This is a genomic window from Pseudarthrobacter sp. 1C304 (assembly GCF_052245515.1).
In the GTDB taxonomy this organism is placed as follows: Bacteria; Actinomycetota; Actinomycetes; order Actinomycetales; family Micrococcaceae; genus Arthrobacter.
Genome location: NZ_JBQQCH010000001.1, coordinates 545301 through 570985, shown reverse-complemented (window position 1 = coordinate 570985; position 25685 = coordinate 545301). Strand labels below are relative to the sequence as shown.

The 25685-nt window shown below is 71.1% G+C and carries 24 protein-coding genes; 7 read left to right on the top strand and 17 right to left on the bottom strand.

Annotation, left to right across the window (positions count from 1 at the left end):
- Nucleotides 1–19: 19 nt before the first annotated feature.
- The 4 genes from ACTWQD_RS02710 (at nucleotide 20) to ACTWQD_RS02695 (ending at nucleotide 3977) form a co-directional block, all read left to right on the top strand.
- A complete protein-coding gene (locus ACTWQD_RS02710; protein WP_443194654.1) occupies nucleotides 20–628 on the top strand; it encodes a DUF3618 domain-containing protein in 609 nt (202 codons plus the stop codon).
- Between the two features lie 121 nt (nucleotides 629–749).
- Nucleotides 750–1883, top strand: a complete 1134-nt coding sequence (locus tag ACTWQD_RS02705) for a YihY/virulence factor BrkB family protein (protein ID WP_443194653.1) — start codon at nucleotides 750–752, stop codon at nucleotides 1881–1883.
- A gap of 74 nt (nucleotides 1884–1957) precedes the next feature.
- On the top strand, nucleotides 1958–2908 hold the full coding sequence (locus tag ACTWQD_RS02700) for a universal stress protein (RefSeq protein WP_443194652.1): 951 nt from the start codon (nucleotides 1958–1960) through the stop codon (nucleotides 2906–2908).
- 94 nt (nucleotides 2909–3002) lie between these two features.
- A complete protein-coding gene (locus tag ACTWQD_RS02695; protein ID WP_443194651.1) occupies nucleotides 3003–3977 on the top strand; it encodes a zinc-dependent alcohol dehydrogenase family protein in 975 nt (324 codons plus the stop codon).
- Here the strand turns inward: ACTWQD_RS02695 and ACTWQD_RS02690 are convergent.
- Both ACTWQD_RS02690 and ACTWQD_RS02685 read right to left on the bottom strand, forming a co-directional pair.
- A complete protein-coding gene (locus ACTWQD_RS02690; protein ID WP_443194650.1) occupies nucleotides 3940–7173 on the bottom strand; it encodes an HAD family hydrolase in 3234 nt (1077 codons plus the stop codon). The two genes, ACTWQD_RS02695 and ACTWQD_RS02690, sit on opposite strands and share 38 nt — an antisense overlap.
- An 84-nt stretch (nucleotides 7174–7257) precedes the next feature.
- Nucleotides 7258–8259, bottom strand: coding sequence for a polysaccharide deacetylase family protein (locus ACTWQD_RS02685; protein WP_443194649.1), 1002 nt, complete (start codon nucleotides 8257–8259; stop codon nucleotides 7258–7260).
- A 220-nt stretch (nucleotides 8260–8479) separates the two neighbouring features.
- On the opposite strand from ACTWQD_RS02685, the gene ACTWQD_RS02680 reads away from it, so the two are divergent.
- On the top strand, nucleotides 8480–10618 hold the full coding sequence (locus ACTWQD_RS02680) for a heavy metal translocating P-type ATPase (protein WP_443194648.1): 2139 nt from the start codon (nucleotides 8480–8482) through the stop codon (nucleotides 10616–10618).
- On the opposite strand, the gene ppsA is transcribed toward ACTWQD_RS02680, so the two are convergent.
- The 10 genes from ppsA to ACTWQD_RS02630 all read right to left on the bottom strand — a co-directional run bounded on the left by ppsA (nucleotide 10566) and on the right by ACTWQD_RS02630 (nucleotide 22044).
- On the bottom strand, nucleotides 10566–12968 hold the full coding sequence (gene ppsA / locus ACTWQD_RS02675; RefSeq protein WP_443194647.1) for a phosphoenolpyruvate synthase: 2403 nt from the start codon (nucleotides 12966–12968) through the stop codon (nucleotides 10566–10568). The genes ACTWQD_RS02680 and ppsA overlap by 53 nt on opposite strands.
- Before the next feature lie 32 nt (nucleotides 12969–13000).
- Complete coding sequence (locus tag ACTWQD_RS02670) at nucleotides 13001–15685, bottom strand: cation-translocating P-type ATPase (RefSeq protein ID WP_443194646.1); 2685 nt, start codon at nucleotides 15683–15685, stop codon at nucleotides 13001–13003.
- Nucleotides 15686–15836: 151 nt separating this feature from the next.
- Entirely contained in the window at nucleotides 15837–16385 is a 549-nt protein-coding gene (locus tag ACTWQD_RS02665; protein WP_443194645.1) for a hypothetical protein, read from the bottom strand.
- A gap of 33 nt (nucleotides 16386–16418) precedes the next feature.
- Nucleotides 16419–16892 carry a redox-sensitive transcriptional activator SoxR gene (gene soxR, locus ACTWQD_RS02660; protein WP_443194644.1) on the bottom strand — a complete coding sequence of 158 codons (474 nt, stop codon included), beginning with the start codon at nucleotides 16890–16892 and terminating at the stop codon, nucleotides 16419–16421.
- 257 nt (nucleotides 16893–17149) lie between these two features.
- A complete protein-coding gene (locus ACTWQD_RS02655) occupies nucleotides 17150–17428 on the bottom strand; it encodes an SRPBCC family protein (RefSeq protein ID WP_443194907.1) in 279 nt (92 codons plus the stop codon).
- A complete protein-coding gene (locus ACTWQD_RS02650; protein ID WP_443194643.1) occupies nucleotides 17425–18219 on the bottom strand; it encodes a glycosyltransferase in 795 nt (264 codons plus the stop codon). Before ACTWQD_RS02650 ends, ACTWQD_RS02655 begins: the two co-directional genes overlap by 4 nt.
- Complete coding sequence (locus ACTWQD_RS02645; RefSeq protein ID WP_443194642.1) at nucleotides 18220–19638, bottom strand: PIG-L family deacetylase; 1419 nt, start codon at nucleotides 19636–19638, stop codon at nucleotides 18220–18222.
- On the bottom strand, nucleotides 19632–20738 hold the full coding sequence (locus ACTWQD_RS02640) for a hypothetical protein (protein ID WP_443194641.1): 1107 nt from the start codon (nucleotides 20736–20738) through the stop codon (nucleotides 19632–19634). Before ACTWQD_RS02640 ends, ACTWQD_RS02645 begins: the two co-directional genes overlap by 7 nt.
- Nucleotides 20739–20938: 200 nt before the next feature.
- Nucleotides 20939–21616 (bottom strand): O-methyltransferase, encoded by a 678-nt coding sequence (locus tag ACTWQD_RS02635; RefSeq protein ID WP_443194640.1) that lies wholly within the window; start codon nucleotides 21614–21616, stop codon nucleotides 20939–20941.
- 65 nt (nucleotides 21617–21681) lie between these two features.
- On the bottom strand, nucleotides 21682–22044 hold the full coding sequence (locus tag ACTWQD_RS02630; protein ID WP_443194639.1) for a thiamine-binding protein: 363 nt from the start codon (nucleotides 22042–22044) through the stop codon (nucleotides 21682–21684).
- 155 nt (nucleotides 22045–22199) lie between these two features.
- On the opposite strand from ACTWQD_RS02630, the gene ACTWQD_RS02625 reads away from it, so the two are divergent.
- Entirely contained in the window at nucleotides 22200–22832 is a 633-nt protein-coding gene (locus ACTWQD_RS02625; protein ID WP_066432637.1) for a TetR/AcrR family transcriptional regulator, read from the top strand.
- A gap of 6 nt (nucleotides 22833–22838) precedes the next feature.
- Nucleotides 22839–23255, top strand: coding sequence for a YkvA family protein (locus ACTWQD_RS02620; protein ID WP_443194638.1), 417 nt, complete (start codon nucleotides 22839–22841; stop codon nucleotides 23253–23255).
- 4 nt (nucleotides 23256–23259) lie between these two features.
- Here ACTWQD_RS02620 and ACTWQD_RS02615 read toward each other — a convergent pair whose 3' ends face one another.
- The 5 genes from ACTWQD_RS02615 to ACTWQD_RS02595 are packed head-to-tail and all read right to left on the bottom strand — an operon-like array spanning nucleotide 23260 to nucleotide 25602.
- The gene (locus tag ACTWQD_RS02615; RefSeq protein WP_443194637.1) at nucleotides 23260–23862 is read right to left on the bottom strand and encodes an ANTAR domain-containing protein; all 603 of its coding nucleotides are present in this window, start codon (nucleotides 23860–23862) and stop codon (nucleotides 23260–23262) included.
- Nucleotides 23862–24053: a hypothetical protein gene (locus ACTWQD_RS02610; RefSeq protein WP_443194636.1), complete on the bottom strand. Its 192-nt coding sequence runs from the start codon at nucleotides 24051–24053 to the stop codon at nucleotides 23862–23864. The genes ACTWQD_RS02615 and ACTWQD_RS02610 overlap by 1 nt, the downstream gene beginning before the upstream one ends.
- A 60-nt stretch (nucleotides 24054–24113) precedes the next feature.
- Complete coding sequence (locus ACTWQD_RS02605) at nucleotides 24114–24425, bottom strand: AzlD domain-containing protein (protein WP_443194635.1); 312 nt, start codon at nucleotides 24423–24425, stop codon at nucleotides 24114–24116.
- Nucleotides 24422–25162, bottom strand: a complete 741-nt coding sequence (locus ACTWQD_RS02600) for an AzlC family ABC transporter permease (protein ID WP_443194634.1) — start codon at nucleotides 25160–25162, stop codon at nucleotides 24422–24424. Before ACTWQD_RS02600 ends, ACTWQD_RS02605 begins: the two co-directional genes overlap by 4 nt.
- Entirely contained in the window at nucleotides 25159–25602 is a 444-nt protein-coding gene (locus tag ACTWQD_RS02595; protein WP_443194633.1) for a DoxX family protein, read from the bottom strand. Before ACTWQD_RS02595 ends, ACTWQD_RS02600 begins: the two co-directional genes overlap by 4 nt.
- Nucleotides 25603–25685 lie beyond the last annotated feature (83 nt).

Here is a 25685-nt window from a genome sequence, read left to right as displayed (position 1 = left end):
ATCCAGCGAGGAAAACACTATGAGTGAAAACCCGGATGTCATCCGAGCAGATATTGAAGCGACCCGCGCACGGCTCGGCACCAACGTCGACGCCGTAGCGGACAAGGTCACCCCGTCACATGTCGTCCAGCGCCAGACCGACAAGGTCAAGGAAAGCGTGAAGGACGCCGTGTTCGGAGCGAAGGAGAAAGTCATGGGAGCGGCAGACCACACCGCAGGGAACGTCCACTCCGCCACCGGTTCGGCCGGAGCCCACCTGGGCGACGCCGGCGCGGCGATCGGGGACGCCCCGGCCCGGGCCAAGACCAAAACCCAGGGCAACCCGCTGGCCGCAGGCCTGATCGCCTTCGGCGCCGGACTGCTGGTGTCCTCCCTGATCCCGGCCAGCCAGAAGGAACGCGAAGCGGCGGATGCCCTGAAGTCCGCGGCCGAACCGCTCACCACGGAACTGACCGAGGCTGCGAAGCACGTTGCCGAGGGCCTCAAGGAACCGGCGCAGGAAGCCATGGAAAACGTCAAGGCCACGGCCGCAGACGCCACCGAGCACGTCAAAACGGAGGGCCAGGGCGCAGTAACGGACGTCAAGGACCGCACCGCCGAAGCCAAGGACAACGTCCAGCAGGCGTAGCCCGCTGGACCCGGCCGGCCGCCCCAGCGCACCCGCGCCCGGGCGGCCGGCCAATGCGCTTTAACCCGAAGAAAGAAGATCTCCCATGGCCCAGAACCCTGCCAAGGCAGAAAATGACACTATGGCTGACGCCGAATCCGCAGAGAGCAGCACCGCCAAGGCCCGCACCGCGCCCGCCCCGGACGATTCCCGGAAGCCGGACAGCCCCACCGACGTCGCCAAGCCCTCGTGGAAATACATCGCCAAGAAGACGCTGCGCGAATTTACCAAGGACCAGTGCCCGGATCTCGCCGCGGCACTGACCTACTACTCGGTCCTGTCCATCTTCCCGGCCCTGCTGGCCCTGGTGTCACTGCTGGGGGTCTTCGGGCAGGCCGAGAAGACCACCTCCGCGCTCCTGGACATCGTTGCCGGCTTTGCGCCCGCTGAAACGGTCGAGGCCGTCCGCCAGCCCGTGGAGCAGCTCAGCAACTCCTCCGCTGCAGGATTGACCCTGGTGCTCGGCATCCTCACGGCCCTGTGGTCCGCGTCGGGCTATGTGGGGGCGTTTGGCCGGGCCATGAACCGGATCTACGAAGTCGATGAGGGCCGGCCCTTCATCAAGCTGCGGGGTACCATGCTCGCCGTCACCATCGCCACGGTCCTGATCGTGCTCGTGCTCTCGGCCATGCTGGTCCTCAGCGGGCCGGTGGCCGAGTCCGTGGGCGGCGCGATCGGCCTGGGCGACGCCTTCCTGACGGCGTGGAACATCCTCAAGTGGCCGGTGATCCTGCTGCTGGTCATCCTCGCGGTCGCCATCCTCTACTACGCCACGCCCAACGTGAAGCAGCCCAAGTTCCGCTGGATGAGCCTGGGGTCCTGCATCTTCCTGGTGATCTTCCTGCTCGCCTCCCTGGCGTTCGGGTTCTACGTCGCCAACTTCAGCAGCTACAACGAGACGTACGGCACCATCGGCGGCGTCATCATCTCGCTGCTGTGGCTGTGGATCCTCAACATGTCCCTGCTGTTCGGGGCGGAGTTCGACGCCGAGATGGAACGTGGCCGGCAGCTGCAGGCCGGCATCGAAGCCGAGGAAACCCTCCAGCTCCCGCCCCGCGACACCAAGCAGAGCGACAAGCTGCAGGCCCGCGAGGAGGAAGACATCGAGCGCGGCCGCGAACTGCGCGAGCAGTACAGCAACGGCCCTGAGGCAGGCGCGCACGCCGACCGCGCGCCCGGTCAGGAGCCGCGGAACCCGCGGGACCAAAGCCCCTAGCCCTTTCCGGCAGGGAGCGTTCTACTGGGGGCAAAGTACCGCCCGGACGCGGGCATGGCTGACCGGGAGGACGGATGACTGCACCGGCCGCAGGGCACGGACGCACCACGGTTGCAGTCGGCTATGACGGGTCCGAGGCCGCGCAGGGTGCCGTCCGGTGGGCTGCGGAGTACGCCGCCGCGGGAAAGTACCGGCTCCGGGTGGTGCACGCCTGGGTGTGGCCCCTGTTCACCAAGAAGCTCGGGCCGGTGCGCGGCGTCGAGGGCAGCGGGCTGCGGCACGCCGCCGAGGCGATCCTGGCGGAGGGCGTCGAGCTGGCGCGGACGGCCCACGCCGCCGCCAGGAACGCTGCGCCGGGTCCCCCGGAACCGGACGCCGCAGCCGGCGGCACGGCCCCGGCAGCCGACACCCCGGCGGGCGCCGAGCCGGAATTCGCCGTCGAAGGTGTCATCGAAGCCGGGCTCCCGGCTCCGGTGCTCCGCGGCGCTGCCGGCGACGCCGCCCTCCTGGTGGTGAGCAGCCGCGGGCTTGGCGGCCTGCTGGGGCACGTTGCCGGATCGGCCTGCCTCGCCCTGGCCGGATCCTCGCCGTGCCCGCTCATGGTCATTCACCGCCCCCGCGGCCCCGGCGAGCCGCCGGGGCCCGTGGTGGTTGGCGTCGACGGGACGTCCCGGAGTTCCGCGGCGCTGGCCGCCGCCGCACGGCTGGCAGCGATGTTCGGGGCACCCCTGCAGGTGGTCCATATCGACAAGACGCGCGGCAGGGCCCGTGCCGTGCACGGCAAACACGTCCTCCACGGCCAGGAACTGCTGGACCACGCTGTGGCGGACGCCAAAGTGCTGGCCCCGGAGGTGCCGGTCTCCGGCTCCCTCAGGGAAGGCCACGCCGCGTCCAAGGAACTCCTGGCGGCCGCCGCGGACGCTGATGTCCTGGTGATCGGCGCCCACAACCGTGAGGGCGGCCCCGGGAACACCGTCACTGCTGTTCTGAACAAGGCGCGGTGCAACGTCCTGATTACGCGCTGACCCCATCCACCGGACCACCGCCTTCAGAGGGGAGCTGAAGGTTTTAGCAGAGGAGGCGCCCGTGCGAGCCTGGCGGGTAGGACAGCCCGGACCGATGAAAAACGGCCCCCTGGTGGAGGATGAATGCCCCGATCCCCTGCCCGGCCCCCGGGAGGTGCTGTTGCGGGTCCGGACGTGCGGCGTCTGCCGCACCGACCTGCACCTGGCCGAGGGGGACCTCGCCCCGCGGCACGCCGGCACCATTCCGGGCCACGAAGTGGTGGGCGAAGTCGTGGGTCGCGGCACCCGCGCAACACGGTTCTCCCCCGGCGACCGGGTCGGGGTTGCCTGGCTCGGCGGGACCTGCGGCTCCTGCCGCTTCTGCCTGCGCGGGGAGGAAAACCTGTGCCTCACCCCGGTGTTCACCGGCTGGGACCGCGACGGCGGCTACGCGGAGCTCATCACGGTGGCCGAGGACTTCGCCTACCGGCTCCCGGCCTTGTTCTCCGACGAGGAAGCTGCGCCCCTGCTGTGCGCGGGAATTATCGGTTACCGGGCCCTCGCCCGCGCGGAGCTGCCCATCGGCGGGCGGCTGGGGATCTACGGCTTCGGCGGATCCGCCCACCTGGCAGCCCAGATCGCCCTGTACCGGGGCGCCCGCGTGTACGTGATGACGCGGTCGGAGGAAGCCCGCAGCCTGGCCCTTGAGCTGGGCGCCACCTTCGCCGGCGGGGCCGACGAGCAGCCCCCGGACCCGCTGGACTCGGCCATCCTGTTTGCCCCGGCGGGCGGCCTGGTTCCGGTGGCCCTGCGGGCCCTTGACCGCGGCGGGACCCTCGCCGTCGCTGGGATCCACCTGAGCGACATTCCCCCGCTGCACTACGCGACGGACCTGTTCCAGGAACGCCAGCTGCGCAGCGTCACGGCCAACACCCGGGCCGACGGCGAGGAGTTCTTCCGGATCGCCGCGGAGGTTCCGCTGCGTCCCACAACGGTGCCCTACCCGTTCTCCGCCGCGGACCGGGCACTGCTGGACCTGTCGGAGGACCGGGTCACCGGCGCCGCCGTCCTGCGGATGGAATCCCCGTAACCGGCGCCGCGCCGGGGGCAGGCCAGCCGTCCCTGCGCAGGAACTCGTGCACTCGCCCGGGCCGGAGCAGTACCCGGTGGGTTCCTACCCGCACCAGCACCGGGGCGGCGTCCCCCGGGGCCGCCGACACCGTCAGCCGGTCGCGTTCCAGCTGGACGGCGAGCAGCTGGTCCCGGTAGCGGACATGAAACTTCAGGCGGTCAAGCTCTACAGGCAGCCGGGGCGCGAAGTCGAGGGCGTCCCGCGTGATCCGCAGCCCGGCGAAGCTGCGCTGGACAACGTCGATGGTCCCGGCCATGGCGCCCAAGTGGATGCCGAAGCTGGTGGTTCCGCCCTGCGTGTCATCGAGGTCCGCATCCAGGGCTTCCCGGAACACCGCCCACGCCCGTTCGGGGTCCCGCTGTGCCAGCACTGATGCGTGCGCCACCCGGCTGAGCGTGGACCCGTGCGCCGTCCGGGCCAGGTAGAAGTCCACTGTGGCGGCCATCTGCGCCGGGCTGACCGGATACCCCAGCCGGGCCAGGAACCGGAGGAGCTGGTCCTCGCCCAGGACGTACAGCAGCATCAGCACGTCGGCCTGCTTGGCCAGCCGGTAGTGGTTGGTGCTGTCCCCTTCCGCCTCGAGAATCAGGTCCAGGCGCTCGATGAGCCCGTAGCTGCGGCGGTAGTGCTTCCAGTCCAGCTCCTGCAGCGCGCTGTAGCCGTCGAACTGGCTGATGACGCCGTCGTCGTGGAACGGAACGAACATGCGCCGGCTCAGGTGCTCCCAGACCTCGATTTCGGCGCCGGTCACCAGCAGCCGGGCGCGCAGCTCCTCCATGTCGAACCCGCGGACTGACTCCATGATCCAGACGGCCTGGTCGAACACCCACGCGGCCATGACGTTGGTGTAGGCGTTGTCGTTCAGCCCGCCGCCCGGGTCACCGGGGTTTCCCGTGTGGTACTCGTCCGGGCCCATAACGCCGCGGAGGTGGAAGCGGTCCTCCGCCGGGTCGAACTCAGCCATGGATGCGAACAGGCGGGCGACGTCGACGATGATTTCCGCGCCGTGCTCGGTCAGCCAGCCGCGGTCCTGGGTCGCTTCGAAGTACTGCCAGGCGTTGTAGGCGACGGCGAGGCCCACGTGCCGCTGGAGCCGGGAGTAGTCCTGCATCCAGTGCCCGGACCGCCGGTTGAACAGCAGCTTCGGCGTCTGCTCCGTGCCGTCGCTGCCGCTTTGCCACGGGAACAGCGCCCCCTCCAGGCCCGCGGCGCGCGCCGCGTCCCGGGCGGTGCCCAGCCGCCGCCACCGGTAGTCGAGCAGCTCCCGCGCGAGCGACGGCAGCCGCGAGTTCAGCACCGGCAGGACGAAGAGTTCGTCCCAGAAGATGTGCCCCCGGTAGCCCTCGCCGTGCAGACCCCGGGCCGGTACGCCGGCGTCGAGTTCAGCGGTGTGGGTGGTGAGCGTCTGCAGCAGGTGGAAGACGTGCAGGTTGAGGATGAGCTGCGCCTGCGAGCTCGCGTCGAACTCGATGGTGAACGGCTTGAGCAGGATCTCCCAGGCGGCCTCGTGCTCGGCCTGCAGGGCTGCGAAGCTGCCCGGGGCGCGGGCCAGCGCTGCCCGGGCGGCCGCCAGCGGCGAGGCGATGGCGTGGTCGCGGGAGGACGCCACGGCCACGGTTTTGAGCACGGTCAGCGGCTCCCCCGCCTCCGCGGACAGCTCGAAGCGGTGGGTGTGCAGCCCGCCCAGCTGTTCGGGAATGGCGGTGCCGGCCGGTCCGCCGGCCCCGGACACCTCCGTCCGGAGCGCCAGGGCGATCCCGATTCCGCTGCTGACGGTGCGGACCTCCACCGTGAGCCCGGCCGCTCCCGGGCCGGGCCCGGAGGCGCCAGCTGTAACAGACCCCAGGTGCCGGCTGGACAGCGACGCGTCCTCGGGGACATTGGCGTTGGTGACGTCCGTGTCGCAGCCGCTGCGCACGCTGATGCCCCCGCTCCAGCCGACGGCGGTGATGACGGTTTCCAGGGCGGCGAGGTTCGGTGTGGCCATGGACACCAGTCGGCGTTGCAGCACCTGGAGCTGACGCCCGGCGTCGTCCTCCAGTAGTGCCTCGCGGCTCAGCACCGCCCGTTTCAGGTCCAGCGTCCGCCGCTCGCTCCGGAGCGCCAGGCCGCCCTCGGACCACCAGCCGCCGTCGCCGATCCGCAGGTCCAGGGGCAGCCAGTCCGGGATGTTGACCAGGTGTTCGTCGTCGGATTCCTGGTCCAGGACCACGCTGTGCAGGCTGTTATAGACGCCGGCCAGGTAGCTGCCGGGATAGTGCACGGCCCCGGCGCGGTGTTCCGGGGCGGCTCCGCGCGTGGCCAGATAGCCGTTGCCCAGGGTGGTGAGGGCTTCCCGGTGGCCCTCGTGCGCCGGGTCGAAACCCTCGTAGACCAGCAGCCACGGGTGGGTAATGACCAGGCCGATGTCCAGCTGGCTGACGTCCTCGACGACGACGTCGGCACCCGCCGCTTCCAGCCGCTCCCGCCGCCCGTCCCGGTCGATGCCGACCACCAGCCCGAACCTGCCGCGGCGCCCTGCCTCCACCCCGGCCTCCGAGGCCTCGATGACCATCGCGCGGGCAGGAGGTATTTCCAGCCGACGCACCGCTTCCAGCGGCAGTGCCGGGGCAGGTTTTCCCGCGACGCCGCGGTCCAGGGCCGTCCGGCCGTCGATCACGTGGTCGAAAGCGTCCCCGAGACCGACGGCAGCCAGCAGTGCGCCGGCATTCCGGTCGGAGGTGGCAAGCACCACGGGAACGCGCCCGGCCTTCAGCCGGCCGAGCAGGTCCGTGGTGCCGGGGTAGGCCCGCACGCCGGTGGTGCGGAGCAGTGTGTCGAACAGTTCGTTCTGGCGAGCCGCGAGGCCGAAGGCGGTCCACTCCCCGGGGCCGTCCGAGGGTTTTCCGTCCGGGATGCGCGCCCCGCGGGAGCGCAGGACGGCGCACACCGCGTCCTCACCGGTCCGGCCGGCCACTACATCCAGGTAGTCACCGGAGCTGAACGCGTCCCTGCGGGTCCCGGCGGGAAGCCGCGGGTCCTGCAGGAGGTCGTCGAAGAGCTCCTTCCACGCCGCGGCGCGGAGTTCCGCCGTGTCTGTGACCACCCCGTCGAGGTCAAAAATTACAGCGTCGACGGGCGCCAGCGCGGCGGCCAGGGTGGGCGACTCCGTCATGCCCCAGTCGTACCAGCCATCGGGCCCCGGCGACAGGGGCGTACTGCCACAATGTCGGGGCAGTTGCCGGCTTCGGGACCTGAGTCAGCGCAGCAGCGCATCGAGGGTGGTGAAGCCGTAGCCGGCCGCGCGGATCCGCGCGATCATCCCCGGCAGGGCATCGGCGTCGAGGGTGGTCCCGTCGTCGGGGTTGGAGCCGATGTGCATCAGCACAATCTCCCCGGGCTGGAGCCGGGCCAACACCCGGTCCGCCACGATCTGCGCCGTGATCCCGCCGCTGGTGCCCTTCCAGCCGAGGGTGTCCACGGTCCAGCGGACGGGCAGGTAGCCGTAAGCGTTGACCGTGGCGATGGTGCGGGCGTCGCGTTCGCCGAAGGGAAAACGGAAGAGCGGCCGCGGGTCCCCGCCGCCGGCCCGGATGGCCTGCTCGGCGCCCTGCAGCTGTTGCCGGATGTCGGCGTCCGGCAGGCCGGTGAAGCCGGGGTGGGTCATCGAGTGGTTGCCCAGCCGGTGGCCGCCGGCGGCGATCGCCGCGACTCCCGCGGGGTTGGCGGCGGCCCAGTTGCCGGTGAGGAAGAACGTGCCGCGCACTCCGGTGGCGGCGAGGGTCTGCAGGATGCGCGGCAATCCGGCTGAGTTCGCGCCGGCGTCGAACGTCAGGGCCACCACGGCGCCGGCCCCGGGGATCACCTCGAGGTCGCGGCCGGCGAGCGCTGCGGGAAACGGGGCGGCCGGGGCGGGCGCCGGGGGTTCAAGGGCTGGCGGCGCAGGCGGTACCGGGACCGGGACCGTGAGCAGTGGGGCGGGCCCGGCCGGAGCCGTTCCGCCGGGAGCGGGAACCGGACTGTCCGGCGGACCCGGCGTCGAACCGTCAGGCGTCGAACTGTCAGGCGTCGGGCTGTCAGGCGTGCCCGACGTCGAACTGCCAGGCGTGCCGCCCGCGGCCGGAGCCGACGGTGACGGTGGTGGCCCGGCCGACGGCGGCCCAGCGGCCAGGAAAACCGCCAGCACTACCCCGGCGGCCAGCAGCAATACCGCGCCCCCGGCCGCCAGCCAGCGGCGCCGGCCGGACAGGATGGACCACATGCCTCACTGTGGCACCACCGGTCACAGCCGGGCTAGGGCTGAAGTGCCCGGGCCAGCCGAAGCAACGCGGGGTCACTTGGCGCCCATGATGGCCACCCGGATGGGCGCGGTCTGACCCCGCGTTGCCTTGTTCCGCGGTGGCCGTAGTGCGGCGCTCCGTAACCTGGGCTCGTACGGGCCTTCACGGGAGTGGCCCGCAGTAGGATGCAACTAACCGAAAATGATCATCCCGACGCCGAGACTGAGGCGGCCCGCCTTGAAACTTATGCTCCGGTATCCGCTCGTGGCGGGCACACTTGCGGCCCTCCTGGCGGTGATTGTCCTGCTGCTGTCCGGGCAGCCGGTGGTTGCGCAGGTCTCGGCCAGTATCTACGCGCTGGCCGTGGCGGCCTACCTTGCCGTCGGCATGGCCCGCCGCCTGATGGGCGGCCAGTGGGGCATCGACATCCTGGCGGTCACCGCGATTGTCAGCACAGTGCTGGTGGGCGAGTTTATCGCGTCCATGATCATCGTCCTCATGATGGCCGGCGGAACCGCCCTTGAGGACTACGCCGCCGGCCGGGCCAAGAAGGAACTGACGTCCCTGCTCGAACGCGTCCCCCAGACGGCCCACCGCGAGCGGGGCGGAAGCTCCGCAGCCGGAACAGACACAGGCGGAACCGGCACAGCCGGGCCCTCCGCAGCCGGAACAGACACGGCCGGCACTGCCAACACCGCCGGCAGCACTGACGGCCAGCATGAAGATGTGGCCGCCACCGACGTCGGGATCGGGGACATCCTGCTGGTGCGGCCGGGAGAGGTGGTGCCGCTGGACGGCATCCTGCTCTCGGACTCCGGCACCTTCGACGAATCCTCGCTGACGGGCGAAAGCCTCCCGGTGGAGCGGGCGGCCGGGGAGCCGCTGATGAGCGGTTCCCTCAACGGCGAGGCGGCGGTCCGGATGCAGGTGACGGCCCGGATGGAGGATTCGCAGTACAGCCGCATCGTGGCCTTGGTCAAGGAGGCCTCGGAGAGCAAGGCGCCCATGGTCCGGCTTGCCGACCGGTATGCCATCCCGTTCACGGCCCTGGCCTACACCCTGGGCGCCGCGGGCTGGATCATCAGCGGAGACCCGGCCCGGTTCGCTGAAGTGCTGGTGGTGGCCACCCCCTGCCCGTTGCTGATTGCCGCTCCTGTGGCGTTCCTGGGCGGCATGAGCCGGGCCGCCCGTTCCGGTGTGATCGTCAAATACGCGGGCGTCCTGGAACAGCTGAGCCGGATCAAGACCGCGGCGTTCGACAAAACGGGCACCCTGACCTACGGCCGGCCCGCCCTGGTGGGCGTGCGGACGTCGGGGGCGTTTACCGAGGACGAGGTGCTCGGCCTTGCGGCCTCGGCCGAGCAGTACTCCTCCCATGTGCTCGCCGCCTCGGTGATGGATGCCGCGCGCACCCGCGGGCTGGTGTTCGAGCCCGCCACGGAGGCGACCGAATTCGCCACGCACGGCGTCCGGGCCCGCTTCGACGGCCGCGACGTGGTGGTGGGCAAACCCAATTTCGTGGCGGAATCTGCCGCGGGCGTCGTGGAAGCGGAGCTGGCCAGCGGCGAACTCGCGATCTACGTGGGCGTGGCCGGGAAGTTCGCCGGCGCCTTGGTGATGAGCGACCCCATCCGTGGGGAAGCCCGCCGCACCCTGGCCGAGCTCAGGGAGCTTGGTGTCACGCAGACGGTCATGCTGACCGGCGACGCCCTCGCCACCGCCGAGCACATCGCGGCCGAAGCAGGGCTGACCGACGTCCGGGCCGAGTGCCTGCCGCCGGACAAGGTGGAGGCCGTCCGGTCCCTGCCGCTCCGCCCGGTGATGATGGTGGGCGACGGCGTCAACGACGCCCCTGTCCTGGCGGTCGCCGACGTCGGCATCGCGATGGGCGCCCGTGGCTCGACGGCGGCCGGCGAGTCGGCCGACGTCGTGATCATCCTCGATGACCTGTCCAAGGCCGCCACCGCTGTGCGGATCGGCCAGCGCACCGTCAGGGTGGCGCTGCAGAGCATCTGGATCGGCATTGCGCTGAGTGTGGCCCTGATGGTTGCCGCGGCCGCCGGCTATGTCCCGGCCATCGCCGGTGCCCTGTCCCAGGAGCTGGTGGACCTGGCCACCATCCTCAACGCGCTGCGCGCGCTCAGCGCGGGCAAGGACACTGCCGGCACGGGTGCCGGAAGAAAGGGTGCCGGAAGAAAGGGTGCCGGAAGAAAGGGTGCCGGAAGGAAAGGGTCCGGGGCGAGGGGCGCCGGCGTTGGAGGCCCCGGGCTGCCGGCGGCCGGGCGCGCTACCGGGGCGGTTGCTGGTTCTCGGCTTCCGCGATCCGCGGAACAGTCCTGAGGTAGCTGTCCGGGTTCAGGGAGATCGAATCGATCCCCTCCCCGACCAGGAACGCCGCGAACTCGGGATGGTTGCTGGGGCCCTGGCCGCAGATGCCGATCTTGATCCCGGCGGCGTGGGCCTGCCGGATGGCCTCGCTGATCATGGCCATGACGGCTTCGTCCCGTTCGTCGAAGAGTGCTGCCAGCTGCGCCGAGTCCCGGTCCACCCCCAGGACCAGTTGGGTGAGGTCATTGGAGCCGATGGAGAAGCCGTCGAAGCGCGTGGCGAACTTGGCGGCGAGGACCACGTTGGACGGGATCTCGCACATCATGTACACCTGCAGGCCGTCCTGGGCGCGGACAAGGCCGTGCTCCGCCATGACGGCCAGCACCCGGTCCGCTTCGTGCGGCGTGCGGCAGAAGGGCACCATCACAATGACGTTGGTGAACCCCAGCTGCTCGCGGACCCGTTTGAGCGCGGCGCATTCGAGGGCGAATCCCGCACGGTAGCGGTCGTCGTAGTAGCGGGAGGCGCCGCGGAAGCCGAGCATCGGGTTTTCCTCCGGCTCCTCGAAGGCGGAGCCGCCGATCAGATGCGCGTACTCGTTGGTCTTGAAGTCGCTGAGCCGGACAATCACGGGCCGGGGGTAGTAGGGTGCGGCGATCTTGGCGATGCCCAGCGCCAGGGCGTCCACGAAGTAGTCCTTCGGGTCGGGGTAGCCGCGGGTGAGGTCCCGGATCTGTTCGGCTTCCCGGGGGTCGGTGACCCGGTCGGGATGGACCAGCGCCATGGGGTGGACGCGGATCAGGCTGCTGATGATGAATTCCATCCGGGCGAGCCCGACGCCGTCGGCCGGCAGCCGCCACCACTGGAAGGCCGCCGCGGGGCTGGCGATGTTGACCATGACTTTGGTGCGCGTCTCCGGCAGGTCGCCGAGGTCCACCTCCTCGGTGTCGAACGCGAGGGTTCCCTCGTACACCCGGCCTTCATCGCCCTCGGCGCAGGAGAGGGTCACAGCCCGGCCTTCGGCCAGGACCGCGGTGGCGTTGCCGGTGCCGACGACGGCGGGGACCCCGAGTTCGCGGCTCACGATCGCCGCATGGCTGGTGGGGCCGCCGTGGTCCGTGACGATGCCGGCGGCCCGTTTCATGATCGGAACCCAATCCGGGTCGGTCATTTCGGTGACCAGGATGGCGCCGTCGCGGAAGTTCTCGATGTCCCCCGCGCTCCGGATCACGCAGGCGGTGCCCTGCGCGATCGAGTCGCCGATCGCGGCGCCGGCGGCCAGCACGGTGCCGGTTTCCCGCAGGTGGTGGAGGGTGAACCGGGAGCCTGATTTCTGCGATTGGACGGTCTCGGGCCGGGCCTGGACCATAAACAGCTCCCCAGTGACGCCGTCCCTGGCCCATTCCATGTCCATCGGCCGGGCATAGTGCTCCTCGACGCTCACCGCCCAGCGCCCCAGGGCGAGGATTTCGGCGTCGGCCAGGACGAAGGTGCGGCGTTCGGCGTCGGAGGTGTCCACCATCCTGGTCCGCGCATGGCCGCCCCGGCTGTAGACCATCTTGCGCTCCTTGGAGCCGAGGGTCTTCTCGATAATGGGACTGAATTTGTCCGCGTCCGCGGCCGGCGTCAGAAGCGGCTTGAACACAAGGTATTTGTCCGGGTTGATGGTGCCCTGGACCACGGTTTCGCCCAGGCCCCACGCGGCGCTGATCACGGCCGCCCGGGGAAAGCCGGAATCCGTGTCGATGGAGAACATCACGCCGGAGGCGCCGACGTCGGAGCGCACCATCCGCTGCACGCCGATCGAGAGTGCGACGTCGAGATGGTCAAAGCCCTTGACTTCGCGGTAGCTGATGGCCCGGTCCGTGAACAGGGAGGCGTAGCAGCGGCGGCAGGCGTCCAGGAGTTCCCGCTCCCCCGCGATGTTCAGGAACGTCTCCTGCTGCCCGGCAAAGCTCGCGTCGGGCAGGTCCTCGGCGGTGGCGCTGCTGCGGACCGCGACCGAGAGCCGCTCCAGTCCGGCGCGCTCGCCCAGCTCCCGGTAGTGGGAGCGGATGGAATCGGCGATGTCCGCGGGGAACTCACTGTCCAGGAACAGCTCACGGATGGCCTCCCCGGTGGCGCGCAGGGAGGTTTCGCCCGAACGGTAGGACTTGATCCGCGAGCGCATTGCGGCCTCGATCCCGTTGGCCTCGAGGAACCGGCGGTAGGCGTCCGCGGTGGTGGCGAAGCCGTCCGGCACGCGCACGCCTTTGGCTTTCAGGGACTGGATGAGCTCCCCGAGGGAGGCGTTCTTGCCGCCCACCTGCGGGACATCGCCCATGCCGATCTCTTCGAACCACAGCACCGGGGAGTCAGTCATGGACCCATCCTGTGGCGGCGGGCTGTCCGGGGTCAGAGTCTTTGGACCTTTGTGGCCGGTACGGCCGCCGCGGCCCGGCGGTGGCGGGCGATCTTGTAGAGCCAGTCCGCGAGCAGCACGGCGGGAATGGCGGCGAGCGCCACGGCCAGGCCGCCGGGCGACGGCGGGGCGTGGCCCAGCAGGGCGGCCAGCGGCCCGAGGAACAGGAACACCGCCAGCAGCCCCAGTTCTGCCAGCACTGCCCAGACCAGCAGCCGGTTGGTGAACCAGCCGAGCCGCCACGGGGGGACGGAGGCGCTGCGGCAGGCGAAGGCGTTGGCGAGCTGCGCCAGGACCACGGTGGTGAACGCGGCGCCGGAGGCGGCCATCAGCACGTCCGACGGTGGCAGTTCCGCCCCGGGGGTCCAGCCGGCCCCGACCAGTACCGCCGTGTACGCCGTCATTTCGAAGAGTGCCTCCACCGGGCCCAGCAGCCCGAATACCCGGAACATCAGCGCCCGGTCCATCAGGTGCCTGCGCTCCGGCGGGCGCTTCAACGTTCCCTTGCTGGGGGCCTCGCTGCCCAGCGCCAGCGCGGGCAGCAGGTCCGTGCCGATGTCCAGCGCCAGGATCTGCAGCACGCTCAGTGCCAGCGGGAACCGCCCGCCGGAGAGCGCCCAGATCACGAAGGGGGTGAGCTCGGCGACGTTGTCCGTCAGGTGGTAGGTCAGGAAGCGCCGGATGTTCGCGTACGTGGCGCGGCCCTGCTCCACCGCGGCGATGATGGTGGCGAAGTCGTCATCGAGCAGCACAAGGTCCGCCGCCTCGCGGGCCACGTCCGTGCCGCTCAGCCCCATGGCCACGCCGATGTCGGCCTGCTGCAGGGCCGGGCCGTCGTTGACGCCGTCGCCGGTCATGGCCACCACGTGGCCGCGGCCCTGCAGCAGCCGGGCCACCCGGAGTTTCTGTTCCGGGGTGACCCGGCTGACCACCACCCCGTCGCGGTCCAGCAGCGCGGCCAGGACGGCGTCGTCCTCGGGCAGGTTGTGGCCTTCGAGCACCAGCTCGGGTGTTCCGATCAGCCCGGTTTCCCGGGCGATGGCGGCTGCCGTGAAGGCATGGTCGCCGGTGACCATGGCGACTTTGATGCCGGCCTCGCGGGCCGCCTCGAGCGCCACGCGGACCTCGGCGCGGGGCGGGTCGTGCAGGCCGATCAGCCCCAGCAGCGTCAGTTCGCTCTCGGCCTCCTCCAGCTTGAAGCTGGCGCCGGGCGGGCCGGGCAGGGTCCGCTCGGCCACGGCCAGCACCCTGAGCCCGTGGGAGGCCATCTGGTCGACTTTCTCCCGTGCCCGGGCGGCGCCCGCCGCCTCACCGGCGTCGCCGCCGCCGTGCACGCACAGTGGAATCACGGATTCCGGGGCGCCTTTGACGTACAGGGTGGTTCCGACGATCGCGGACTCCCGCAGCCGGCGGGGGTCGAAGGCGAAGCGGTGGGACACCGCCGGCTCCTCTGCACCCCACCGGGGATCCGGCCCGGGATCCGGCCCGGGGCCGGCCAGTCGGGCGGCCAGCGCGGCGATGGCGGCCTCCATCGGGTCCCCCTCGGCGATCCACTTGCCCTCATGGAGCACCGCACGGCCCACCGAGGCAGCCAGCGCGGCGGTGCTGAGGTGCTGGGCCTCCCCGGTGCCCGTACCGGTGACCTCAGCCTCCGGCCCGTACCCGGCGCCGATGACGCTGAGCACCCCGGCCGGGGTCCAGACCTCGACGGCGTTCATCCGGTTCTGGGTCAACGTGCCGGTCTTGTCCGTGCAGATGAAGGTGGTGGAGCCGAGAGTTTCCACCGCTTCCAGGTTGCGAACCAGTGCGTTGCGCTGTGCCATCCGCTGCGCCCCGACGGCCAGGGACAGCGTGACCGTGGGCAGCAGGCCCTCGGGCACCAGCGCCACCATCACGCCGATGGCAAACAAGAAGGCGTCCCGCCAGGAGATTCCAACCAGCAGGGACAGCACGAAGAACAGCACGCCGATGCCCAGCGCCATCGTGGCTGTGATGCGGACGATTCGTTGCAGTTCCCGCGCGAGCGGGCTCGGCGGCGCCTCCACTTTCCCCGTCAGGGCTGCGATTTCCGCGAGCCGGGTCTTCCCGCCCGTTCCCGCGACCACACCTTCGGCCTGGCCGTTGACCAGGAAGGTCCCGCCAAAGACGGTGTCGCCCGGGACCTTGGCGAGCGCCTCGCTTTCACCGGTGAGCATCGATTCGTCCACCGAGCAGCCTGCCGCCATGACCAGCCGGAGGTCCGCCGGGACCCGGTCGCCGGCAACCAGTACGACGGCGTCGTCAGGCACCAGCTCGGTGGTGTGGACCTTGATGACGCGGTTGTCCCGGCGGACGGAGACCATTGCCGGGAGCAGCTCGCGGAGCTTGGAGGCGGCGTGCTGGGCTCGCTCCTGCTGGATGTAGGCGAAGATCCCGTTGACCAGGATCACGACGACGATCGCGATCGCCAGCTGCGGCATTCCCGCCAGGTAGGCCAGCACGGAGGCACACCACAGCAGGATGGCGAAGAAGTGGGTCAGTTCGCCCAGCAGCTTCCGCCAGCCAGGGACTGTGCCGGCCTCTGGCAGTCTGTTTGCCCCGAATTGCGTGAGCCTGCGCGCCGCCTCGGCGGAGCTCAGACCTTCAACGCCTGGCAGGGCCCCGGCGGTGGGCCCCCCGGCGGGAGCCTCTGGTGTCACGGCTGGCCGGGGCCGCTTAGGCGCAACACCGCAGACCGGCCCGGGTCAGGTAGCTCATGGATCGAGGGTGCGCCCGGGTCCCGGCCAGCGGTTAGGGCCAAAGGTCACGGCGGAGCGAGGCGGCCCTCACGCGGAAGCGAACCGGACCGTCTCACCCGGCGGTGATGCGGATTCCGGCCACCGCCCCGGTCCAGGCGCCGGCCGGGTCGGCGCGCCTTGTCAGCTGGGCACCCACGTACCCCTGGCGAAGCTGCACGGTCTGCGTCCGGGTCTGGGCGCAATCGACGTCGATCAGCTGGTGTTCGCTGCCGCCGATGGTTTCCTGGGAGAGGCTGATCTGGGCCCGGGCAGTGCCCACGCAGGCCGCGGTGACCGTGTAGGGGCCCGCGGCGTCCACGGTGGCAGCCTTGCTGAAGCCGACGCCGGGACCGTCGGCCGGGCCCGAATCGGCCAGAAGCTCCGGCCCGGACGCCCCGGACAGCCGCTGCTCAAGGTCTGCGTAGTTGCGCTTCTCCAAGGCCAGCACATCCGGGTCCCTCGCAGGGAGAGTCGGTGCGGGGCGCGGGGACGTCCGGGCAGCCGTGGGCTGTGGACTGTCCTCGCCCTCATAGGCGCAGGCGGACAAGCCGCCGGCCAGCGACGTGCCGATCATGAGCGCTGCAAGGCAGTGTGCTGTTGTGGTTCCCCCGGGACCAGACATGGGCCGAGTCTACGGCCCGCCTGCGCAGCACGGCTAGGACGCGGCCCCGGCTTCACGGGCGCGGCGGGCCCAGCGCGACCCGCCGCCCTCTTCCGCGGCGGCGTCGTCGGGGTTGATCAGGGAGCACCGGCCCAGGGACAGGCACCCGCATCCGATGCAGCCCTCAAGGGAGCGTTCCAGGACCTGCAGTTCGCGGATCCGCCGGGCCACAAGCCCGGCCCACCGCCGGCTCATGGCGCTCCAGTCGGCCTGGGACGGCGCCCGGTTCGCGGGGAGTTCGTCCAGGGCCGCCTTGATCTGGTCCAGCGACAGGCCCACACGCTGCCCGGCGGCAACGACGGCCAGCCGGCGCAGGGACAGCCGCTGGTACCGGCGCTGGTTGCCGGCGGTGCGCTGTGAATGCACCAGGCCCCGTTCCTCGTAGTAGCGCAGAGTCGGCACGGTGATTCCTGCCCGGGAGGCGGCTTCGCCGACGGTCAGCAGGGAGTCGCGGGAGGTGTGTGGCACCGGAGCAGTCTGCCACGCCGGCGATTTGACCTCAAGTCAGCTTGAGGTTGTTGAGTGTTGTCTGACAGATTCCCTACCGCTCGAAAGCAGGACCGTGAGAAATCCCCGCAAAACCCGTTCCAAGGACCCTCTGCCCGGAGAGCCTCTCCGGTCCGACGACATGCCCCGGCGTGGGCAGCGGCCCTGGGAAACCCGTTCCTTCGACGCCGCCCTGACGTCCCTGTCCCAGTTCCGGTGATCCCTGGATGGCGGCGGGCTCAGGGGCGCTCCAGCAGCTCCTTCAGCCTGGCCAGGGCCTTCTCGTCGTCCCGCTTGAAAACCCGTGTCAGGAGCGGCACGGCGAACCCGGCGGGCCCGGCCACGTGGAAATCCACGGTGCTGGTGAGCCGGCAGGTGGCGGCCCCTGTCGGCTCGACCAGGTAGGAGGCCACCCCGGTGATCCTGCCGGACGGAATTTCGAACGCTACGTAACGGCCCGGTTCAAAGGCGATGAAGCGGTTGCGCCCAGGTGGGCCGGCCTGGCGGGTCCGGGTCAGTCGCCTGCGGGTGCGCGGTGCCGGCCCAGCGTCCGCAGGTATGCACCGAAGCCGTGCGGCGCCCTGGCGTGGGTCCGGCCCGAGGTCAGCACGCGGATGCTGTCCGTGGCCGTGACGGTGAAGGCACGGCTCCGGAGGTTCTGCACCAGGGTGCGGTCCTCGTGCGAGGCGAGTTTGGGGAAGCCGCCGGCGGCAAGGTACGCCGAGGCCCGCACGCCGAAGTTGGCGCCGTAGATGTGCGGGTGGTCCTCCTCAAACGGATGGCGTTCCCGCCAGCGGCGGAGCAGTTCCGGGTCCATGCCGTCCGGGTCCGGCTCCACGGAACCGAGGACGGCGTCGGCTCCGGCCGCTGCGAATTCCAGCTGGCGGATGAGCCAGTTCTGCGGCACCTGCGAGTCCGCGTCAGTGTTGGCCAGCCAGGTCCGGCCCGCCCAGGGCGGGGGCGTCCAGCGCTTGCCCGGTGGCCGCAGCCGGGCCGCGCCGACGCCGGCGGCGCGGATGCCGGCTTCCCGGCTGGCTCCGGCGTTGCGGAACCCCGTTTCGAGGACCTGGAAGCGCCGGTCCGCGGCAGCGTAGCGGGCCGCGATGCCCGCCGAACCGTCGGTGCAGCTGTCCAGCACCACTGTCACTTGGACGTCCACTGCGTCCTGGTGCCGGTGCAGGGCGTCGGCGGCGCGCTGCACCGCCAGCAGGGCGCGGTCCAGGTGCGCGTCCTCGTTGTGGGCGGGGATGACGACGGCCACCCGGTCGATACTGTGTCCGCGGGGCAGCGGCAGGGCGAGGGCGGCCATTCAGAGCACCGGGCCCGGCGCGGCGGGCGGCTGGTCCGGGCCGGCCTTGGGGGCGACCAGGATCTCCAGGAGGAAGTCCCGGTCCCGGTAGAGCCCGGCGTCGGCCCAGCCGAGCTGGCGGCGCGCGGCGGCGTGGACCGAGTCGCCGTCGAGTTCCCAGCCGTCGATGGGGTGCCGCCAATGGCACAGGGCCAGGGTGCCGCCGGGCAGGAGGGCGGACTCGACCCGTTCGAACAGCCGGGCCAGTTCGTCCGGGGCGAGGTAATAGCCCACTTCGGAGACCACCACCAGGTCGAACTTCCCGTCTGGCCAGTCCTGCGGGACGGTCAGGTGCCGGGTCCGGGCCGCGGGCAGGTGGGCCAGGCGGCGGGATGCGTGGGCCAGCGCGGCGCTGCTGGCGTCGACGGCGAGGAAGGTTCCGCAGCGTTGCGCAAGTTCGGCGCTGAGCGTCCCGATCGAGCAGCCGATCTCGAGCCCGGCGGCGTACTTCAGGCCGGGCAGGGCGGCGAGGGTGAGGGAGCGTTTGCGGCGCTCGTACCAGCTGGTGGTGTACTGCCAGGGGTCGTCGGTGTCCGCGTGGACGGCGTCGAAAACACCTTCGGCGTCGGCCGCGGCGTAGGAGCCGGACGCGCCCGCCGTCCCGGGCCGCTGCCACGCGAACGTCTCGTACGGCCGTTCAAAGTGTGCCAGGACGTGCGGCGGAAGCAGCACCTCGTCGCCGGGCTGGCCGGAGAGGGGCCGGACCTGCGAGGTGTGGGAGGCCATGGCCGCCGCCTTCGCCTGCCGGTCGGCGGGATCCAGGGGCAGGCGCAGCCACGTTTGCCAGGCCGTGTCACCGGCGTCCGCCCAGAGCCAGTACCAGATGGGGTACTCCAGCAGCCCGTGCCCGCCCGCGCCGGCGACGTCCGCCGCAGCGGCGCCAAGGGCCTCGTGGTCCGTGTGCCCGTCGTGCCGGTAGGGTGCCACGAACGTGATCCGCTCGGCCGGCAGCCCCTCGGCGATGAGGCCGGCGACGGCGCGGTGCAGGGCCGCGGCAACGTCAGCCCGGTGCTGGGCGAGCCGGCCGTCCGGCAGCGCGAGGAAGTGCCAGTCGGGGGCCGCCAGCAGGTGGGCGAGGGCACCGCCGAACTCCTCGAGCCGGACGGCGGCGAGCTGTTCCGGCGTCGTGGTGGGCGAGTCCGGGTGGGAGGCCTCCCCGGCCGTGCACAGCAGCACCGTCACGCGGGCGCCGAGCCGCCACAGCCGTGCCATCAGCCCGCCGGCGCCGAGGGATTCATCGTCCGGGTGGGCGGCCAGGACGATGAACGCCTGGCCGGCGAGCTCCCCCGCGTCGAGCGGCAACTCCGGGAGCGCGGCGAGTCCGCTGGCCGCCCACGCGTCCTCGCTGGTTCCGGCGTCCTGGTGCGTGAAGCTCACCATGGGAGGTCTCCCTTGAGCGTGAGGGCGCCGAGCTGGGCGTCGTCGCGCATGCCGTGGTGCTGGCGGATGTAGAGGGAGAGGTCTGCCATGCGCTTTCCGTAAACCGGGTCGAAGGCCAGCGGTGCGGGCCCGAGGTTCTGGCTGACCAGCGCCTGGATACGTTCGACGGCGGGGGCGACGTGGCCGCGGACGCGCAGGGCCTCGCGCCAGGCGCCGGGGCCCGAGAGTTCCCCGGCGTCGATCCGTGCGGCGGTCCGGGCGAGGTAGCCGGTCAGGGCGGTGAGGGTCCGGTCGATTTCGCCAAGGTGGGCGAGGGCCAGCTGGTCCGGTTCCCGTCCGCCGTCGGCCGCTTTGGCCAGGGAGTCCCTGAAGCCGCGGGCCACCGCGACGGCGCCGCCCAGCCAGCAGGCGGCCACGCCCATGCCGCCCCAGGCGAAGCCGGGCCGGCGGTAGTACCACCCGGCGTCGCCCAGCGGCACGGCGGTGACGGCCTCGAAGTGCACGGTGCTGCTGGGGATTTCCGTGAGGCCGCGGCTGGTCCATTCCGGGTCCGCGAAGGCCACCCCGGGGGCGTGGAGGTCGACGGCAAAGGCCGCCCGGCCGCCGTCGGCCAGGTGGGCGGTCACGACGGCGTGGTCCAGTTGGGAAGCGAGCGAGCACCAGGGCTTGGAACCGTGCAGCTCGAAGCAGCCGTCCACCGGTTTCGCCTCAAGGCGCAGGCCGGCGGCCTCGGCGGCGAACACACCCCACGCACCATCGAAGTGCACACCGCCGAAGTCCGGGCAGTCCCCGCCTTCCAGCACCGCGTGGCCGGCAGCCTGGGCCAGGATCGCTGCGGCATCCAGGTGCGGTTCGATAGCCCGGCCGGCGGCGACGTCCACGGCGGTGACGGACGCCAGGATCTCCCACAGCAGGGCTGTGCGGCCCTCGCCGGGTTTGGGGGCGGCCCCGCCCGCGGACTTGGCGAGCTCCAGCAGGGCCGGCACGTCACCGACGGCGGAGCGGGCGGATTCCAGCAGCGGGCTGAGCCGGGCCAGGTCCTCCGGCGCAGAGCTGATCCGCACGGGGAGGGGCCGCAGGGAATCGGGGGTCCGGTTCATTCGGTGGCCTGTTCTCCTTCGAAGTGCGTCTGCTGCGCCCGGCATCCATACCGGTCCGGCGGGCTGCCGCCCGGCGCTTGCCGCACAGTAAATCTAAGCACACTTAGCACTTTGCGCCCCGGCCTTCGCGCCTGAGCCGGCCCGGGTGCGCCTTCCCTGCTCCACCATTCCCGTTCCGCAGTTCCCGTTCCGCAAGCGGGTTACAGCACCCGCGCCAGCGCGAACCCGTCCCAGCCTTTGGAGCCCACGGTCTGGATCACGGTGCCGTCCAGCCTCGGGTCCTCCCCCAGCATCTGCAGGGCGCTGATGATGCCGGGGGCGTTGACGGTGTCCACCGACGGGTCCAGCACGGCACCTTCCCAGACCACGTTGTCCATCACGACGGCGGTGCCGGGGCGGCCGAGGCGGATGGCCCAGTCCAGGTACTGCGGGTTGTTTTCCTTGTCCGCGTCGATGAACACAAAATCGAAGGGTCCGGCTCCCTCGTCGGCGAGCGCTTGCAGCGTGTCCAGTGCGGCGCCCACCCGGATCTCCACGAGGCCGCCCAGCCCGGCGGCGTCCAGGTTGGCGCGGGCCACGCCGGCGTGCTTGGGGAGGTATTCGCACGTGACCAGCCGGCCGCCGTCGGGCAGCCCCTGGGCCATCCAGATGGTGCTGAACCCCGCCAGGGTCCCGATCTCCAGCACGCGGCGCGCGCCGGAAAGCTGGACCAGCAGTTTTAGGAGTTTGCCGGCGTTCGGGGCCACCTCGATGGGCGGCATGCCCGCTTCCAGGGCGGTGGCCACGGCGCGCCGGAGCGAGGCGTCCGGGCGCACCACGGTCTCGGAAAGGAAGTCTTCGACGGCGATCCAGCGGCCGGTGGGCTGATGCTCAAACATGCCCCCAGTCTTCCAGCTGGCCCGTCCCGGCGGTAGGCTCCGGGCCGGGTGCCAGCTGAGTACAGCTAGCCCGCGGACCGCCCGTCGCCGAGGGCCTGCTCCAGGCGGTCCAGCTTCCCGGTGAGTTCGCCCGCATAGCCCGGGCGGATGTCCGCCTTGATGACCAGTGAGACCCTGCTGCCGTAGCGGGCCACGGCCTCGGTGGCGCGTTTGACGACGTCGAAGACTTCATCCCACTCGCCCTCGATCGTGGTGAACATCGAGTCGGTGTGGTTCGGCAGGCCGGACTCCCGGACGATCCGCACCGCTTCGGCGACGGCGTCGTGGACGGAGGCCTCGTCCGCGGGGACGCTGGCGGCACCCGTGGACGAGTCATGGGCAGCGGCCGCGGGACGGCCCGAAGGAGCGACGGAGAAGGCAAGCAACATGGCACCAGTCTGCCATGCGCTCCGGCGGGTTGGCGGCGCGGCCGGAGTCCGGATTCTTCCGCCTGAAGAGGCTAATTCCGGGGCCGGAACCGTCACATAGATCAATACCCGGTAGTAACCTCCCGGCTACGGCTCAGCGTTGCTAATCTGAGCAAATGAACCGGGTAGCAGACCGCAGGCCGCTCCGCGCCGACGCCGCGCGGAACGTGGATAAGATCATCACCGCCGCCCGCCAGTGCTTCCGGGAGCACGGGCCGGAGGTCCCGCTGCAGACCATCGCCGTGACCGCCGGCGTCGGCCCCGCCACGCTGTTCCGAAACTTCGCCGACAAGGAAGAACTGGTTCTCGCCGCGCTGCACCGGCAGCTGGGCCTGCTGGTGGATCCCGTCATCGAAGAGGCCCTCGCCGGGCCCGACGCCGCCGACGGCCTCTTCCGGGTCATCGAGGCGCTGATGGGGGTCGCCAGCGAAGAGGCCAACCTGTTGGGGGCCGTGGCCGGCCGGCGCGGGCTGCTGACCGGCATCACCGGCGACCTGATCGAGTCCGTGGCCGTGCTCCTGGGCCGCGGACAGGGCCAGGGAACCCTGCGCAGCGACATTTCGATGACGGACATGATCCGCCTGCTGGCCATGCTGATCGGCGTGGTGGACACCATGGAGGCCGGGTCCGACGCCTGGCGCCGTCCGGTGGCCCTGGTCGAGGACGCCATCCGCACGGAGCGTCCGGACCGGCCGCTGCCGCCGCAGGCACCCCTGCCGGGCACCGCTTTCGACTCCGTCCTCGGCTAGCCCGGGGTGTCCTGGGAAACCCTGGCGGGCGCCGTCGGCGGCGTGCTGGCCCTCTATGCGCTCCTGCTGTTGCTCCTCTGGGGCTACGCCCGCCGGCACCCGGAAACGGTGGCGATGAAGGACGCATTGCGGCTGCTGCCGGACCTGGTGAGGCTCCTGCGCCGGCTGCTGGCCGACAAGTCCCTGGGCGCCGGGGTCCGGACCCGGGTGGCCCTGCTGGTGGTGTACCTGCTCTCGCCGATCGATCTTGTACCGGACTTCCTGCCCGTGATCGGTTACGCGGATGACGTCATCATTGTGGCCCTCGTGCTCCGCTCGGTGGTGGCCCGCGCGGGCGTGGACGCGGTGCGCCGGCACTGGCCGGGAACACCTGCAGGGCTGGAACTCGTCCTCAGGCTCGCAGGCCTGGAAGCGCGCCGCTAGGAGCTCAGCCGCTGACGGCCGGTCCGGCCGGACTGCCCTCAAAGCGCCGGAGGATTTCCACGGCGACGACCCGGAGCTTCACGTTCCGGTTGTTTGAGACCTTCGTCAGCAGCTCGAAAGCCTCCGACTGCGAGCACCGGCTCTGGGCCATGAGGATGCCGGTGGCCAGGTTGATCACGGACCGCGACCGCATGGCCTGGAGCAGGTCCCGGTTCACGCCCTGGGCGGAGTCGATCCGGACTGCCAGCCGTACCGTCCAGGCCGCCCTGGCGGCAAGCGCCTCGCAGGCGGCGACGGCGCCGCCGTCGAACGCCCCGGACGACGGCGAGAAGAACGTCAGGGTGGCGGCTGCGTCCCGGTCCTCCAGCAGGGGAAGGGTGAGCGTACTGCTGCTTCGGTGCGGGTCCGCGTCCGGCGGTCCGCCGCTGGCCGCCAGCACCGCGGGCCGGCGCCGCCGGGACAGGCGCACCGAGCACACGACCGTGCGGCCGGTTTCGGCCATGGCAAATTCTGCGGCGAACACGGCAAGTTGATGGAGGAAGTCCTCCAGCAGGTCAGTTTCGAGCAGGAGGTCCTGCAAACGCTCCGAGAGCCGCGTTCCCGGCATCAATCCTCCGCGGGCTTCTCTTTGACTTCCTGCAGATGGTGCTGCAGTTTTTCCTCTGCCTCCCGGCGACGGCGCGACACGTCGCGCAGTTCCCTGGTGGACTCGGGTCCCGGCGGGACGAACGGCTCATGCTGTTTGGGATGCTGGCCCTTTCCGGGCGCAGCAGCCTCAGGATCGTCCTTGTCGCTCATATCCGAATGCTTTCACGGGGCACCGGACCCAAGTAGGGACTAAAGACCGTTGTGGCCCCGCTAGCTCCAGCCCAGCATGCGGAGCCCGGCAGCCGCGGCTGCTCCGGCAAGGACCACCACCAGAAAGGGGGCCCGGAACAGCAGTGCCAGGCCCGCCGCCGCCAGCGCCCCGAGGCGCGCGTCCAGCGCAAGCGCCTGCCCTGAGGCAACCGTGTTGAGGATGGTCAGGGAGGCCAGCAGGCCAATGGTCATGGTCCCGGCGATCCGGGACATCCGCGGGTCACGGAGCGCGCTGGCCGGAACGAGGTAGCCCAGCAGCTTCCACGCGTAGCCCAGGGCGCAGGAGACCAGCAGCCACATCCACAGGCTCATGCTGCATCCCCCGACGGGCGCGGATGCTGGTGTTCGGCATACGGATCGACATCCGGCTCCAGGCCTTCGTCGCTGCGTCCGTGGCTGAACCAGCCGATGGCCGCCGCGACCACCGCGGCGACCAGGATGGGCACCCCGGCGGGCACAAACGGTACGGCCAGCACCGTGGCCAGGGCGCAGACGACGGCGATCGCCACAGGTTCGCGGCCCTTGAGCCGCGGCCAGAGCAGGCCCAGGAACGCCGCAACTGCCGCGCCGTCGAGTCCCCACTGCTTTGGATCCCCGAGGGACCCGCCGGCCAGCGCCCCCACGGCGGTGAAGAGGTTCCAGAGGATGAAGATACCCACCCCGGCAGTCCAGAAGCCGCGTTTCTGCTCCAGCGGATCCGTCTGCCCGGTGCTGGTGGCGGTCGATTCGTCGATGGTGACGTGGGCCGCGGCGAAGCGCCGCCAGCCGCGCGGCTGCAGCAAGGCGTTGATCTGCATTCCGTAGATTCCGTTGCGCATGCCCAGCAGCGTGGCCGCCCCCATCGCGGCGACACCCGATCCGCCCCCGGCCACCACCCCGATGAAGGCGAACTGCGAGCCGCCGCTGAACAGCAGCAGGCTCAGGGCCATGGTCTGCCAGAAGTCGAGTCCGGAGGTGACTGACAGCGCCCCGAAGGACACGCCGTAGAGTCCGGTGGCGATGCTGATGGAGATCCCCACCCGGACCGCCGGCGACTGCAGGAGCTTCACGCCCGGACCGGGTTCCGCAGGCTCCAGGCCCAGGCAATCAGCGGCGCCTGCAGCGGCAGCCGCAACGTGTGCACACGGCGCTGGCCGGGCGTCCCGTCCGGACCGTAGGCCTTGCGCAAGGCATCGAGGTGTCCGGCCAGGAAGAGGGTGAACATGACTGCGATTCCGCCGGCGGCGGCGCGGCGGGCCGCCGGAACCAGCAGCCCGACGGCGGCGCCAGCCTCCAGCAGGCCGCTCAGGGCCACCCATTCATCCCGGGACAGCGCGGCAAGCGGGCCGTTGGGCTGCTCACCGGAGTCGTCACGGCAGATAAGGTCCGGCACCACCGGGCCGAAGAAGGCCGGGTCCCGGAAGTGCTTCCCGGCGCTGGCGAAGAGCAGGGCACTCATGGCCAGGGCGGAAAGCGTCTGAGTGTCCCGGCCGGACCAGCGAGATGGCATGGCACCACTCAACCACAGCCGCGGCCGCCTCGCTAAACCGCGGCCCGGGCCCGGAAAGCAGGACTTTCCGCAGGGGTCCCGGC

What these genes read in the sequence shown, in the direction of transcription:
- ACTWQD_RS02710 (WP_443194654.1), top strand. Translation starts at nt 20, where the DNA reads ATGAGTGAAAACCCGGATGTCATCCGAGCAGATATTGAAGCGACCCGC.
- ACTWQD_RS02705 (WP_443194653.1), top strand. Translation starts at nt 750, where the DNA reads ATGGCTGACGCCGAATCCGCAGAGAGCAGCACCGCCAAGGCCCGCACC.
- ACTWQD_RS02700 (WP_443194652.1), top strand. Translation starts at nt 1,958, where the DNA reads ATGACTGCACCGGCCGCAGGGCACGGACGCACCACGGTTGCAGTCGGC.
- ACTWQD_RS02695 (WP_443194651.1), top strand. Translation starts at nt 3,003, where the DNA reads ATGAAAAACGGCCCCCTGGTGGAGGATGAATGCCCCGATCCCCTGCCC.
- ACTWQD_RS02690 (WP_443194650.1), bottom strand. Translation starts at nt 7,173, where the DNA reads ATGACGGAGTCGCCCACCCTGGCCGCCGCGCTGGCGCCCGTCGACGCT.
- ACTWQD_RS02685 (WP_443194649.1), bottom strand. Translation starts at nt 8,259, where the DNA reads ATGTGGTCCATCCTGTCCGGCCGGCGCCGCTGGCTGGCGGCCGGGGGC.
- ACTWQD_RS02680 (WP_443194648.1), top strand. Translation starts at nt 8,480, where the DNA reads ATGATCATCCCGACGCCGAGACTGAGGCGGCCCGCCTTGAAACTTATG.
- ppsA (WP_443194647.1), bottom strand. Translation starts at nt 12,968, where the DNA reads ATGACTGACTCCCCGGTGCTGTGGTTCGAAGAGATCGGCATGGGCGAT.
- ACTWQD_RS02665 (WP_443194645.1), bottom strand. Translation starts at nt 16,385, where the DNA reads ATGTCTGGTCCCGGGGGAACCACAACAGCACACTGCCTTGCAGCGCTC.
- ACTWQD_RS02650 (WP_443194643.1), bottom strand. Translation starts at nt 18,219, where the DNA reads ATGGCCGCCCTCGCCCTGCCGCTGCCCCGCGGACACAGTATCGACCGG.
- ACTWQD_RS02645 (WP_443194642.1), bottom strand. Translation starts at nt 19,638, where the DNA reads ATGGTGAGCTTCACGCACCAGGACGCCGGAACCAGCGAGGACGCGTGG.
- ACTWQD_RS02640 (WP_443194641.1), bottom strand. Translation starts at nt 20,738, where the DNA reads ATGAACCGGACCCCCGATTCCCTGCGGCCCCTCCCCGTGCGGATCAGC.
- ACTWQD_RS02635 (WP_443194640.1), bottom strand. Translation starts at nt 21,616, where the DNA reads ATGTTTGAGCATCAGCCCACCGGCCGCTGGATCGCCGTCGAAGACTTC.
- ACTWQD_RS02630 (WP_443194639.1), bottom strand. Translation starts at nt 22,044, where the DNA reads ATGTTGCTTGCCTTCTCCGTCGCTCCTTCGGGCCGTCCCGCGGCCGCT.
- ACTWQD_RS02625 (WP_066432637.1), top strand. Translation starts at nt 22,200, where the DNA reads ATGAACCGGGTAGCAGACCGCAGGCCGCTCCGCGCCGACGCCGCGCGG.
- ACTWQD_RS02615 (WP_443194637.1), bottom strand. Translation starts at nt 23,862, where the DNA reads ATGCCGGGAACGCGGCTCTCGGAGCGTTTGCAGGACCTCCTGCTCGAA.
- ACTWQD_RS02610 (WP_443194636.1), bottom strand. Translation starts at nt 24,053, where the DNA reads ATGAGCGACAAGGACGATCCTGAGGCTGCTGCGCCCGGAAAGGGCCAG.
- ACTWQD_RS02605 (WP_443194635.1), bottom strand. Translation starts at nt 24,425, where the DNA reads ATGAGCCTGTGGATGTGGCTGCTGGTCTCCTGCGCCCTGGGCTACGCG.
- ACTWQD_RS02595 (WP_443194633.1), bottom strand. Translation starts at nt 25,602, where the DNA reads ATGCCATCTCGCTGGTCCGGCCGGGACACTCAGACGCTTTCCGCCCTG.